This window comes from Actinophytocola xanthii (genome assembly GCF_001921205.1).
Taxonomy (GTDB): domain Bacteria; phylum Actinomycetota; class Actinomycetes; order Mycobacteriales; family Pseudonocardiaceae; genus Actinophytocola; species Actinophytocola xanthii.
In genome coordinates, this window is sequence record NZ_MSIE01000032.1 from 1 (window position 1) to 13365 (window position 13365).

The window sequence follows — 13365 nt, forward strand, 5'->3', positions numbered from 1 at the left end:
GGCACCGGCCGCGGCACGCCGCCCCGGCCGGTCCCGCCGTGGCGCGAGCCGCGGCGACCGGTCCCGCACGGAGCCCGGGCCAGACCCGGGGCCGCCAGCTCGCACCGTCGGGCACCCGTACCGAGGCACAGCACCGCGACGCCGCGCCGCGTCCAGGTCGGACCGCGCAGGATCGTGCGCGGAAGCACCGGCAACCACCACGTCCGGGTCGTCTCCGTCCGGTTCGTGCTGATCGCCGCGCTGGTGGCGGCCGGGCTCAAGCTGGTCCAGGTTCAGGGCTTCGAGGCGGAGGCGCTGGCGGCCAAGGCCGAGCAGCAACGGAGCACCGAGATCGACATCCCGGCCACCCGCGGGTCCATCCTGGACCGCAACGGGGTCGCGCTCGCGTTCAGTGTTGAGTCGCGCGTGCTCGCGTTCCAGCCCAGGGCCGTGCGCCGGCAGATCGCGGAGTTCAACCGGGACCACCCCGACGACAAGCTCGACTTCCACGAGCGCACCGCGGAGATCGCCCGGGGCCTGCGAGAGATGATCGGCGGACGCGCCGTGGAGTCGGCGCTGCTGGCGAAGCTCCGTCAGGACGCCACGTTCGTCTACCTCATCGACGAGGTCGAGCCCGCCACCGCACGGGAGATCACCGAGCGGTTCCCCGAGGTCATCTCCGAGTACCGGGCCGCGCGCGAGTACCCCGGCCGCACGCTCGCGTCCAACATCGTCGGCGTCGCGAACTGGCGGACCGACGACCCGGACCCCAGGAAGCACAACCTGCACGGCCTGGCCGGGTTGGAGACGCTGCGGGACGAACAGCTCGCCGGCAAGCCGGGGCGCCAGACAATGGACACCGCGGAGGGCAGCGGCGTCGTCATCGCCGGCACCGAGCGCGACGTGCAGCCGGCCGTCGACGGCTCGGACATCGAGCTGACCGTCGACGCCGACCTCCAGTACTTCCTGCAGGAGGCGCTCGCCGACTACGTCGAGCGCGCCGAGGCGACCAGCGCCAGCGCGGTCGTGCTGGACGCGCACACCGGCGAGGTCTACGCACTGGCCAACGACCGGACCTTCGACCCGACCGCCCCCACGCTGGACACCAGGACCATGGGCAACCCCGCGGTCACCACGCCCTACGAGCCGGGCTCGGTCAACAAGGTCGTCACCGCGCTGTGCACGATCGAGAACGGCATCGCGAAGCCGGGGGACGTGCACATGGTCCCCGACAGGCGGGCGGTGGCCGACCGCACCGTGCGCGACGCCTGGAGCCACGGCACGCTGCCGTTCACCACGACCGGGGTCTTCGCCAAGTCCTCCAACGTCGGCACGCTGATGCTGGCCGACCAGTGCGGCCAGGACGCCTTCGCCGACCTGCTCGGGCGCCTCGGCCTCGGCGCGCGCACGGGCGTCGGCCTCCCCGGCGAGAGCCCCGGCCGGGTCCCGCCGCGCGGCCAGTGGTCCGGCTCCACGTTCGGCAACCTCCCGATCGGCCAGGGCCTGTCGATGACCGTGCTGCAGATGGCCGCCATGTACCAGACCGTCGCCAACGACGGGGTGCGCGTGCCGCCGCGGATCGTCAGCGCCCGGATCACCCCGGACGGCAGGCGGGTCGCCGAGCCCCGCCCCAAGGGGGTACGCGTGGTCAGCGAGCAGACCGCCCGCACCGTGCGCGACATGTTCCGCGCGGTCGCGCAGGACGGCGACGGCCTCAACGACGGCACCGGGACCACCGCCGCCCTCACCGGCTACCAGATCTCCGGCAAGACGGGGACCGCCCAGCAGATCGACCCCGGCGGCGGGTACTCGAGCTCGCTGTACTGGATCACGTTCGCCGGGATCCTGCCCGCCGACGACCCGCGGTTCGTCGTGGGCATCGTGCTCGACCGCCCCAACTACTCCGGCGGGCGGATCGAGGGCCGCTCGGCGGCGCCGCTGTTCCACGACATCGCCTCCCGCCTGGCACAGCTGTACAAGATCCCGCTGTCGAAGAAGGCGAGTCCCGTGGTGCCGCTCATCGCCCAATAGGCTTGCCCGATGCGCCTGCTCCGTACGCCGGACGAGCGGTTCACCGCGTTGCCCGACTTCCCGTACCCGCCGCGCTGTGCCGACCTCGACGGCGTGCGGATGGCGTTCGTCGAGGACGGACCGGCGGACGGTCCTGTCGCGCTGCTGCTGCACGGCGAGCCGAGCTGGTCGTTCCTCTACCGGCACGTGATCCGGGTCCTCGCGGCGGCCGGCGTCCGCGCGGTGGCCCCGGACCTGGTCGGCTTCGGCCGCTCGGACAAGCCGGCCTCGCCCGAGGACCACAGCTACGCCCGCCACGTGGAATGGCTACGCGGCCTGGCCTTCGACGTGCTGGACCTGCGCGAGGTGACCCTGGTCGGACAGGACTGGGGCGGGCTGATCGGCCTGCGCCTCGCCGCAGAGCACCCGGACCGGTTCGCCCGGCTCGTCGCGGCCAACACCGGGCTGCCGACCGGCGAGCACGACATGCCGCCGGTCTGGTGGGAGTTCCGCCGCGCCGTGGAGAACGCGCCGGCGCTGGACATCGGCCGCTTCGTGCAGGCCGGCTGCCGAACCCGGTTGGCCCCCGAGGTCCGGGCGGCCTACGACGCCCCGTTTCCGGACCCGACCTACCAGGCCGGTCCCCGGGCGATGCCCGGCCTCGTCCCGGTGAGCACCGACGACCCGGCCGCGGCGGCCAACGTGGCCGCCTGGGAGGTGCTGGCGGCCTGGGACAAGCCGTTCCTGACCGCGTTCGGCGACAGCGACCCGATCACCGGGGCGATGGCGCCGGTTCTGCGGGAGCGGATCCCCGGCGCCGCCGGGCGGGAGCACCCCACGCTGACCGGGGCCGGTCACTTTCTCCAGGAGGACGCGGGGGAACGGCTCGGCGAGATCGTCGCCGCGTTCGTGCTGGAGGGTCGATGACGGCCTGGTTCACCGAGCGGGACCTGCGGGCGGCGGCCGGCGACACCTCGTTCGCCCGCGGTCGCGAGTACGTCGCGGCGGTGGGCGACGTGCAGCCGACGGCACTGGGGGTCAGCGCCTGCGTCCGCGGCGGGGACAGCTACCGGGTGTGGCTCGGTCGGGACGGCGAGCGGCTGGTGGGGGAGTGCGAGTGCCCCTTCGGCGCCGACGGGAACTTCTGCAAGCACTGCGTCGCCGTGGGGCTCGTCCTGCTCGACGAGGGGGCGCCGGGGTCGGCCGAGCCGGACCTGGCCTCCTACCTCCGCACCCTCGACCACGCCGAGCTCGTCGAGCTGCTGCTGGCCCAGGCCGAACGCGACACCACCCTGTACCGCAGGCTCACCCTGCGCGCGGTCGGCACCACCGGGGCGCCGCAGGTCGCGGTGCTGCGGCGGCGGGTCGAGGACGCGCTTCGGGTGCGGGGGCGGTTGGACCGGCAGGCCACGACGGACTACGTCCGCCGTGCCGGCGACGTGCTCGACACGGTCACCGAGCTGGTGGAGTCGGGGCACCCGGCCGAGGCCCGCCCGCTGGCCAGGAGCGCGGTCGAGGGCGTCACCGCCGCGATGCCGCTGATGGACGAGGTCACCGGCGCCGTCGTCACGGTCTGCCGGCGCGCGTTCTCCCTGTACGCCAGGGTGTGCACGGCGGCCCGGCCGAACCCGGCCAAGCTCGCCGCCTGGATCTTCCGGACCAGGATGGAGGGGCCGGGGTGGCCGGCGCTCGAGCTGGCCGAGTTCGCCGAGGCGCTGGGCAGGGTGGGCCTGGAGGAGTACCGGGCCCTGGTCGACCGGGCCCGGCAGGAGGCCGACCCGGAGCGCGCCCTCGTCGTGCGGGCGATGCGTGAGCAGCTCGCCGCCCTCGACGGCGACCTCGACGGGCACGTCGACATCCTGGCCGAGGACGTCCCGGACCCGAAGGCGTTCCTCGCGATCACGGCACTGCTGCGGGAGGCCGGGCAGCTCGCCGGGGCCATCCGGTGGGCCGAGCGCGGGCTCGAGGAGACCGGCGACCCGCGACTCGCCGACACCCTCATCCGCTCCTACGTCGACGCCGGCCGGCCCGAGCAGGCCCTGGCGGTGCGGCAGGCCGCACTGCGGGACGCGCCGACCCGGCTCACCTACGCCAACCTGCGCTCGACGGCCGAGGCCACCGGGGCCTGGCCCGCGGCCAGGGAGGCCGCGCTGGACCTGCTCCACGCGGCCGCCGAGTCGGGCGACGCGAGCGAGCTGGTCGGCGCCCTGCTCGACGAGGGCGAGGTGACCGAGGCCTGGCGGGTGGCCGAGAAACACGGGTGCGCCGACCGGGCCTGGCTCGAGGTGGCCCGCGAGCACGGCGCGACGAACCCCGCCGAGGTGGTCGCCGGCTACCGGCGGATCGTCGAGAACTGCCTGCGGCGCACCGGCCGGGAGGCCTACCGGGAGATCGGCCTGCTCCTGGAGGAGCTGCGCGACCTGTCCGCCCGCTGCGGCGCGGAGGCGGAGTTCGACGCGCTGCTCGCCGACATCCGCGACCGGTACCGGCGGCGGTCGAGCCTGCTGGGCGAGCTGCACCGCCGCGGCCTCTAGAGAACAGCCCTCCCCGTCACGACCACCTCGAACACGGGCGATCCGCTCCCGGCTCGGTCATACTTGCGGGTGATGAGCATCCAGCCCACCGGGTCGTTCGAACCGTCGCCACCGGCGCCGGCCGACGACGACGGCTCGCTGGCCAGCCCGCTCGGCCGCGCGGCGTCGTTCATGGTCGCCGTGCTCGCCCTGCTCTGGCTGGTCGAGCTGGTCAACGCGCTGTCCGACCGTGCCCTGATCCGCGTCGGGGGCATCCGCGCCCGCGATCCCGGCAGCCTGATCGACATCGTGTTCTCGCCGTTCGTCCACGGCAACCTCGAGCACCTCACCGGCAACGCGCTGCCGCTGTTCAGCCTCGGGTTCATCGCCGCGGTGCCGAACATCAGGCGCTTCCTGATGATGAACGCGGTCGTGGTCGTCGTGGGCGGGCTCGGGGTCTGGCTGTTCTCGCCGGCCAACTCGCTCTCGGTCGGTGCCAGCGGCCTGGTGTTCGGCTACTTCGGCTACCTGCTGCTGCGTGGGATCGTCGACCGGCGGCCGGTCGACGTCGTCGTGTCGATCGGGATCGCCCTCGCCTACGGCTACCTCATGTGGCACTCGATCGGCTTCGGCGTCACCAACATCTCCTGGCAGGGACACCTCGCCGGGCTCGTCGGCGGGATGCTCGCCGCCGTGTTGCTGCGCCGGCCCAGGACCGCGCCCGCCACCGCCGCCGCACCGCCGGGCCTGCCGCCGATCGGTTAGCGCGTCGCGACGCGGCCGGGTGCACCAGGGTGTCCTTGATCGCCCTCCGTGCGCAGGTAACCTTCCGCGACGTGCCCGCCAAGCTCGTTGGCAAGGCCGTGACGGCACCGCCTCGCCCCACCAGAACCGCGCCAGTACCGCTCACCACCTTGGTGACGCGGCTCGACACGCGCCCGCTCTCCCGCGACGACGCCCGGGCCGTGACCGGCGTTACGCTCCGTGCACAGCACGTCCTTCCCGGTGACCTGTTCGCGGCGCTGCCCGGCGCCCGGGCCCACGGCGCCGACTTCGCCGACGCGGCGATCGCCGCCGGCGCGGCGGCGGTCCTGACCGACCCCGCCGGCGCAGCGCGGCCGGCACTGCGCGACGCCGACATCCCCGTCCTGGTGCACGACGACCCGCGCGACGTGGTCGGCTCGGTCGCCGCCTGGATCTACGGCGAGCCCTCGCTGCACCTGTCCGTGCTCGGCGTCACCGGCACCTCCGGCAAGACGACGACCTCCTACATGCTCGAGGCCGCGCTGCGTGCCGCCGGCCACCGCACCGGCCTCGTCGGCACGGTCGAGACCCGGATCGCCGGCGAACGGCTGGCCAGCGCCTTCACCACCCCCGAGGCGCCGGACCTGCAGGCGCTGTTCGCGGTCATGGTCGAGCGCGGGGTGACCCACGTGCCGATGGAGGTCTCCAGCCACGCGCTGGCCCTCGGCCGGGTCGCCGGCACCCGGTTCACGGTCGGCGCGTTCACCAACCTCTCCCAGGACCACCTGGACTTCCACCCGGACATGGAGGACTACTTCCAGGCCAAGGCGCTGCTGTTCGACGGGCGCTCGACGAGCGAGATCGTCTGCGTCGACGGGGAGTGGGGACGGCGGCTCGTCACCCCGCACACCATCACCGTCGCCACCGCCGGCACCGCTGACTGGACCGCGACCGGGATCACCACCTCCCGCACCGGCGAGCAGTCGTTCACCATGCATGGCCCGGACGGGTTGACCCTCCCGGTCACGCTGCCGATCCCGGGCAGCTTCAACGTGGCCAACGCGCTGCTGGCCGCGGCCTGCGCCTACACCGTCGGCGTCGCGCCGGCCCAGCTCGCCGCCGGCCTCGCGGCGGTCGAGGTGCCCGGCCGGATGGAGCGGGTCGCGCTCGGCCAGGACTTCACCGCGGTCGTCGACTACGCGCACAAGCCCGCGGCCGTCGCGCTCGCGCTCGACGCCGTCCGCGGCCGCACCGACGGGCGGGTGATCGTCGTCCTCGGCTGCGGCGGCGACCGCGACGAGGGCAAGCGGCCGCTGATGGGCGAGGCCGCGGCCCGGCGCTGCGACCTGCTGATCGTCACCGACGACAACCCGCGCAGCGAGGACCCCGCGGCCATCCGCGCCGCCATGCTCGCCGGCGCGCTGCGCGTGCCGGGCGACGAGCGCGGCCAGGTCGTCGAGGTCGGCGGCCGGCGGGCGGCGATCGAGACCGCTGTGGCCCGCGCCGAGCCCGGTGACGTGGTCGTCATCGCCGGCAAGGGACACGAGACCGGCCAGGAGGTCGACGGCGTCGTGCACCCGTTCTCCGACCACGACGAGCTGCGCGCGGCGATCCTGGCCCGCCTGGACGGGAGGCCGCGATGATCCGGTTGACCCTGGCCGAGATCGCGAAGATCACCGGCGGCCGAGTCGTGGACGCCACCGGCGAGGAGGTGGTGACCGGCTCGGTCGAGTTCGACTCCCGCCGCGTCGGGCCCGGCGGGCTGTTCGTCGCGCTGCCGGGGGAGAAGGTCGACGGGCACGACTTCGCCGCGACCGCGGCCGCCGCCGGCGCGGTGGCCACCCTCGCCGCCCGGGAGGTGGGCGTGCCGGCGGTGGTCGTGCCGCCCGCGGACAGCGCGCACAAGCGGTCCTTCGCGCTCATCGGCGACACCGACGGCTCCGGCGCCGCCGTCCTGGCCGGCCTCGCCAAGATCGCCAGAGCCGTCGTGGACCGGCTCGGCGAGCCGGCCGGTGGGCTTGTCGTCGTGGGGGTCACCGGCTCGTCGGGCAAGACCTCCACCAAGGACCTCATCGCCCAGGTGCTCGAGCCGATGGGACCCACGGTCGCCCCGCCCGGTTCGTTCAACAACGAGCTGGGGCACCCGTGGACCGTCCTGCGGGCCGACCGCGACACCCGGCACCTGGTGCTGGAGCTGTCCGCGCGCGGACCCGGCCACATCCGCGCGCTGTGCGAGGTCGCGCCGCCGCGGGTCGGCGTCGTGCTCAACGTCGGCAGTGCCCACCTCGGCGAGTTCGGCTCCCGGGAGGGCATCGCGCGCACCAAGGGCGAGCTGGCCGAGGCCCTGCCGCCTGACGGCGTCGCGGTGCTCAACGCCGACGACCCGCTGGTGTCCGCGATGGCCGAGCGCACCCGCGCCCGCGTCGTCCTCGTCGGGGAGAGCGAGAAGGCCGAGGTACGTGCCGTCGACGTCGAGCTCGACGACCGCGCCAGGGCGACGTTCACCCTGGTCACCAAGCACGGGGAGCGGCGGGTCCGGCTGGGGCTGCACGGCGCGCACCACGTCGGCAACGCCCTGTCGGCCGCGGCCGTCGGCCTCGAGCTCGGCGCGAGCCTCGACGAGGTCGCCGCCCGGCTCGAGCAGGCCCGGCGGCTCTCCGAGCGGCGGATGGAGGTCACCACCCGGTCGGACGGGGTGACCGTGGTCAACGACAGCTACAACGCCAACCCCGAGTCGGTCGCCGCGGCGCTGCGCACGCTCGCGCGGATGGGCGGCGAGGGCGAGCGGCGCACGTGGGCGGTGCTCGGCGTGATGGCCGAGCTCGGCGACGCCGGGGAGCAGGAGCACGAGCAGATCGGCCGGCTGGCGGTGCGCCTGCACATCGACCGGCTGGTCGCCGTGGACGAGCGGGCCGGGGGCATCCGGCACGGGGCCCGACTGGAGGGGGTCAACGGAGAGGAGCCGGTGCTGGTGCCGGATGTGGAAGCGGCTGTCGCGTTGTTGGACGCGGAGCTGGCGCCGGGTGACGTGGTCCTGGTGAAGGCCTCGAAGGCGGCGGCCCTGTGGCGGGTCGCGGACGCCCTGCTGGGGGCCAGCGCGTGATCGGCATCCTGATCGCGGCCGCGATCGCGCTCATCGTCTCGATCCTGTTCACCCCGTACCTGATCCGGGTGTTCTCCCGGCAGGGCTTCGGCCAGGAGATCCGCGAGGAGGGGCCGGAGGGGCACAAGTCCAAGCGCGGCACCCCCACCATGGGCGGCGTCGCGATCATCGTCGCGATGTGGGCCGGCTACCTCACCGCGCACCTGTTCAACGCGGTGTCCGACCGGAACGGGGAGGCGCCGACCGCCTCCGGGCTGCTGGTGATGTTCCTCACCACCGGTCTGGGCCTGGTCGGCTTCCTGGACGACTTCATCAAGATCCGCAAGCAGCGCAACCTCGGCCTGAACAAGACGGCGAAGATGGTCGGGCAGCTGGTCGTCGCCGTCGTGTTCGGTGTCCTCGCGGTCAACTACGCCGACGAGTACGGCCTGACGCCGGCCTCGGTCCAGATGTCGTTCGTCCGGGACCTCACGATCATCTCGTTCGGCACGATCGGGTTCGTCGTCTTCTGCTACATCGCGGTGTCCGGCTGGTCGAACGCGGTCAACTTCACCGACGGCCTCGACGGGCTCGCCGGCGGCGCCTCGGCCATGGTCTTCGGCACCTACGTGGTCATCACGTTCTGGCAGTTCCGCTACAACTGCGACGCCGCCGAGCCCACGCCCGGCTGCTACGACGTGCGCGACCCGCTCGACCTGGCGGTCATCGCCGCGGCCGCGATGGGCGCGTGCATCGGCTTCCTGTGGTGGAACGCCGCGCCGGCCAAGATCTTCATGGGCGACACCGGGTCGCTCGCGCTCGGCGGCCTGGTGGCCGGGCTGTCCATCACCACCCGGACCGAGCTGCTGATGGTGATCGTCGGCGGGCTGTTCGTGGTCGAGATGCTGTCGGTGGTGCTGCAGATCGCGATCTTCCGCACGACCAGGCGGCGGCTGTTCCGGATGGCGCCGTTCCACCACCACTTCGAGCTGGCCGGGTGGGCGGAGACAACAGTGATCATCAGGTTCTGGCTGCTGGCCGGGATCTGCGCGATGTTCGGGCTCGGCCTGTTCTACAGCGAGTGGCTGACGCACTGGCCCGCGGAAGGACTGACGCCATGACCGGTACGGCAGTCGGGAGCTGAGCGTGTACTCCGGCAGCAGGGTGCTCGTCGCGGGTGCCGGGGTGACCGGCGCTGCGGTGGCCGAGGCGCTGCTCGCCGCCGGGGCCGTGGTCACGGTCACCGACGCCGTCGCCGAGCGGCTCGGCGGGTTCCCGGTCGGGGTGGCGACCGTGCCCGGGCTGACCGAGCCGCCGCCCGGGACCGACCTCGTGGTGACCAGCCCGGGGATCCCGCCGCACAACCCGCTGCTGGTCGCGGCCGCCGCGGCCGGGATCGAGGTGATCGGCGAGGTCGAGCTGGCCTGGCGGTTCGCCGCGGCCGACGATGTGCCGCGGACCTGGCTCGCGGTCACCGGCACCGACGGCAAGACCACCACGGTCGGCATGCTCGAGGCGATCCTGCACGCCGCCGGGGTCGACGCGGTCGCCTGCGGCAACATCGGCCTCCCGGTGGTCAGCGCGGTGCGCGCCGGCCACCCGGTGCTCGCCGTCGAGCTCTCCAGCTACCAGCTGCACTGGCAGTCCTCGCTGCGGGCCGACGCGGCGGTCGTGCTCAACGTCGCCGACGACCACCTCGACTGGCACGGCGACGCCGAGCACTACGTCGCGGCCAAGGGGCGGATCTACGCCGGTGCGCGGCTCGCGGTGTTCAACGCCGACGACCCCGTCTCCACCCGCCTCGCCGCACCCGCCCGGCACAAGGTCGGCTTCACCCTGTCCGAGCCCGCACCGGGCCAGTACGGCGTGGCCGGCGACTGGCTCGTCCACGGCGACCTGCGGCTGCTGCCGGCCGCCGAGGTGCGGCCGGCCGGACCGCACAACGTCGCGAACGCCCTGGCCGCCGCGGCCCTGGCCCGGGCCGCCGGGGTCAGCCCGGAGCACGTGCGGGCCGGGCTGGCCGCCTTCGCACCGCCCGCGCACCGGGTCGAGCTGGTCGCGCAGGCCGCCGGGGTGCGCTGGGTCAACGACTCCAAGGCCACCAACACCCATGCCGCCCTCGGCTCGCTCGGCGCGTTCGACCCGGTGGTGTGGATCGCCGGCGGCCTGCTGCACGGCGCCCCGGTCGACGCGCTCGTCGCCGAGGTGGCCCCGCGGCTGCGCGGGGTCGTCCTGCTGGGCACCGACCAGGAGCCCTTCGTCGCCGCGCTCGCGCGACACGCGCCGGATGTGCCGGTCCATCGGGTCCCGGCACGAGACGATGAGCCCATGATCTCCGCGGTGCGCGCGGCGGGCGCGATGGCAGGCGAGGGCGACGTGGTCCTGCTCGCGCCGGCCGCCAAGTCCCACGACCAGTTCGCGAGCTACGCGCACCGGGGCACGGCGTTCACCGAGGCGGTCCGGGCCGCGGTCGGTGCCGAGCCCGGTGCGGGTGCCGAGACCAGGACAGGGGCCGAGCCCGGGCGCGGCGGATGACCGCGCTCGAACCGGCGCGAACCGACGCCGGCGCGAGCGAGACCGCCGCGAAGCGTGAAACCCGCCGGCAGCGCCAGGGGCGCGTCCGCGCAGTCCGCGTCGCGCTGACCGCCTGGCTCGGTCGTCCGCTCGCCTCCTTCCACCTGGTGCTCGCGATCTGCGCGCTGCTGGTCGTGCTCGGCCTGGTGATGGTGCTCTCGGCGTCCTCGGTGATCTCGATCCGGCAGGACGCCTCGGCCTACGCCGTGTTCGGCAAGCAGGTCGTGTTCGTGCTGGTCGGGCTGGTGTTGTTCTGGATCGGGCTGCGCGTGCCGCTGCGGCGGATCCGCGCGTTCAGCCCCACCGCGCTGTGGGTCAGCATCGCGATGTTGGTGCTCGTGCTCATCCCCGGGCTGGGCACCAAGATCAACGGCACCCGCAGCTGGTTCACCCTCGGCCCACTCAGCTTCCAGCCGGTCGAGGTCGCCAAGGTCGCCCTCGCGCTGTGGGGCGCGCACATCCTGGTGGTCAAGCGCGGCCTGCTGCACCAGTACCGGCACCTGCTCGTGCCCGTCGTGCCGGTCGCCCTGGTGATGTTCGCGCTGATCATGCTGCAGCCCGACCTCGGGGGCACGGTCACGCTCGGCGTGGTCCTGATCGCGCTGCTTTGGTTCGCCGGCGCACAGCTGCGGCTGTTCGGCGCGCTCGCGCTCGGCGCGCTCGCCGGAGTGGTGGTGCTGGCCATCGGGACCAACTACCGGCTCTCCCGGGTACTGGCGTTCCTCAGCCCCGAGGCCGACCCGGACGGCGCCTCCTACCAGGCCAACCAGGCGCTCTACGCGCTCGCCGACGGTGGGCTGTTCGGCAAGGGGCTCGGCCAGGGCCCGTCGAAGTACCAGTACCTGCCCAACGTGCACAACGACTTCATCTTCGCGCTGATCGGCGAGGAGCTCGGGTTCCTCGGCTGCGTGCTGGTGCTGGGGCTGTTCGGGATGCTGGCCGTCGTCGGCATGCGGATCGCCACCCGCAACATCGACCCGTGGATCAGGACGGTCGCGGCCACGCTGACCGTCTGGCTGGTGGCCCAGGCCGCGATCAACATCGGCTACGTGGTGAACCTGTTGCCGGTCACCGGGATCACGCTGCCGCTCATCTCCTCCGGGGGGACGTCGGTCGTCGTCACGCTGCTGGTCTTCGGAATCCTCGCGAACTGTGCGCGGCATGAACCCGAATCCGTGGCCGCATTACGCTCTCAGGGGCCCGGCCGGTTCGGCCGGCTGATGCGGCTGCCGGCTCCGGAGCCGTACCAGCCGCCGACCCGACGCCGGCCGGCACGCGCACCCGCTCGCTCGCGCGGCCGCGCCGACCAGCGGCGCCACCCGCGCAGCTCTCGAGGAGGAACCTCTTGACCGACCCCACCCGCCGTGGGCCCTGTGTCGTGATCGCCGGCGGTGGCACCGCCGGGCACATCGAGCCCGCGCTCGCGCTGGCCGACGCGGTGCGTCGTCTCCGCCCGGACGCGCGCATCGTCGCGCTGGGCACGGAGCGCGGCCTGGAGAAGTCGATCATCCCGAGCCGCGGCTACCCCCTGGAGATGATTCCTCCGGTGCCGATGCCCCGGAAGCCCAACGTGGACCTGCTCAGGCTGCCGCTCAAGGTGCGTGCGGCGGTGAAGACCACCCGCGAGGTGCTGGACCGGGTCGGCGCGGACGTCGTCGTCGGCTTCGGCGGCTACGTCGCGCTGCCCGCCTACCTCGCCGCCCGCGGCCGCACGCCGATCGTCGTGCACGACTCCAACGCCCGGGTCGGGCTGGCCAACAAGGTCGGTGCCCGCTTCGCGGACAAGGTCGCGGTGGCCGTGCCGGACACCGGCCTGCCCAAGGCCGAGGTGATCGGGATCCCGTTACGCGAGTCGATCATCCGGCTCGACCGCGCCGCGCTGCGGGCCCAGGCCCGCCACTTCTTCGGCCTGCACCCGCACGCCCCGACCCTGCTCGTGTTCGGCGGCTCCCAGGGCGCCCAGTCGATCAACACCGCCGTCTCCGCCTGCGCCCGGCGCTTCGCCGACGCCCGGATCGGCGTACTGCACGCCCACGGGCCGAAGAAGTCCATCGCCGTGCAGGAGGTGCCCGGCGCGCCGCGCTACGTCGGCGTGCCCTACCTCGAGCGGATGGACCTGGCCTACGCCGCGGCCGACGCCGTGCTCTGCCGCAGCGGGGCGATGACGGTGGCCGAGGTGTCCGCGGTCGGCCTGCCCGCGATCTTCGTCCCCCTGCCGCACGGCAACGGGGAGCAGGCGCTCAACGCGCGCCCGGTGGTCGACGCCGGCGGCGGCATGCTGGTGCCCGACGCGGAGCTGACCCCGGACCGGGTCGCCGAGCTGGCCATCCCGATGCTCCTCGACCGGGGTCGGCTGGCCGCGATGAGCGCCGCGGCCCAGGGGACCGGCCACCGGGCGGCGGCGGACCTGCTGGCGCGGATGGTGCTCGACGTGGTCCGGAAGTGACCGCCCGGTGAGGGGAA

The 13365-nt window shown here is 73.9% G+C and carries 10 protein-coding genes; all 10 read left to right on the forward strand.

All coding sequences use genetic code 11. The annotated features are described in order from the left end of the window. The coding region (locus BU204_RS18075; protein ID WP_233160395.1) for a peptidoglycan D,D-transpeptidase FtsI family protein at positions 1–2010 on the forward strand (2010 nt) is incomplete at its 5' end. A gap of 9 nt (positions 2011–2019) precedes the next feature. Next, a complete protein-coding gene (locus BU204_RS18080) occupies positions 2020–2916 on the forward strand; it encodes a haloalkane dehalogenase (RefSeq protein WP_075126868.1) in 897 nt (298 codons plus the stop codon). Further along, complete coding sequence (locus BU204_RS18085) at positions 2913–4523, forward strand: SWIM zinc finger family protein (protein ID WP_075126869.1); 1611 nt, start codon at positions 2913–2915, stop codon at positions 4521–4523. Before BU204_RS18080 ends, BU204_RS18085 begins: the two co-directional genes overlap by 4 nt. A gap of 72 nt (positions 4524–4595) precedes the next feature. Beyond that, entirely contained in the window at positions 4596–5267 is a 672-nt protein-coding gene (locus BU204_RS18090; protein ID WP_075126870.1) for a rhomboid family intramembrane serine protease, read from the forward strand. Between the two features lie 71 nt (positions 5268–5338). Then, entirely contained in the window at positions 5339–6889 is a 1551-nt protein-coding gene (locus BU204_RS18095; protein ID WP_233160396.1) for a UDP-N-acetylmuramoyl-L-alanyl-D-glutamate--2,6-diaminopimelate ligase, read from the forward strand. Continuing rightward, entirely contained in the window at positions 6886–8349 is a 1464-nt protein-coding gene (locus BU204_RS18100) for a UDP-N-acetylmuramoyl-tripeptide--D-alanyl-D-alanine ligase (RefSeq protein ID WP_075126871.1), read from the forward strand. The genes BU204_RS18095 and BU204_RS18100 overlap by 4 nt, the downstream gene beginning before the upstream one ends. Continuing rightward, positions 8346–9449 carry a phospho-N-acetylmuramoyl-pentapeptide-transferase gene (gene mraY, locus BU204_RS18105; RefSeq protein WP_075126872.1) on the forward strand — a complete coding sequence of 368 codons (1104 nt, stop codon included), beginning with the start codon at positions 8346–8348 and terminating at the stop codon, positions 9447–9449. The genes BU204_RS18100 and mraY overlap by 4 nt, the downstream gene beginning before the upstream one ends. 25 nt (positions 9450–9474) lie before the next feature. After that, a complete protein-coding gene (murD, locus tag BU204_RS18110; protein WP_083661411.1) occupies positions 9475–10863 on the forward strand; it encodes a UDP-N-acetylmuramoyl-L-alanine--D-glutamate ligase in 1389 nt (462 codons plus the stop codon). Next, on the forward strand, positions 10860–12251 hold the full coding sequence (gene ftsW, locus BU204_RS18115; protein WP_143229574.1) for a putative lipid II flippase FtsW: 1392 nt from the start codon (positions 10860–10862) through the stop codon (positions 12249–12251). Before murD ends, ftsW begins: the two co-directional genes overlap by 4 nt. Then, complete coding sequence (gene murG / locus BU204_RS39180; protein ID WP_075126874.1) at positions 12248–13348, forward strand: undecaprenyldiphospho-muramoylpentapeptide beta-N-acetylglucosaminyltransferase; 1101 nt, start codon at positions 12248–12250, stop codon at positions 13346–13348. Before ftsW ends, murG begins: the two co-directional genes overlap by 4 nt. Positions 13349–13365: the final 17 nt, after the last annotated feature.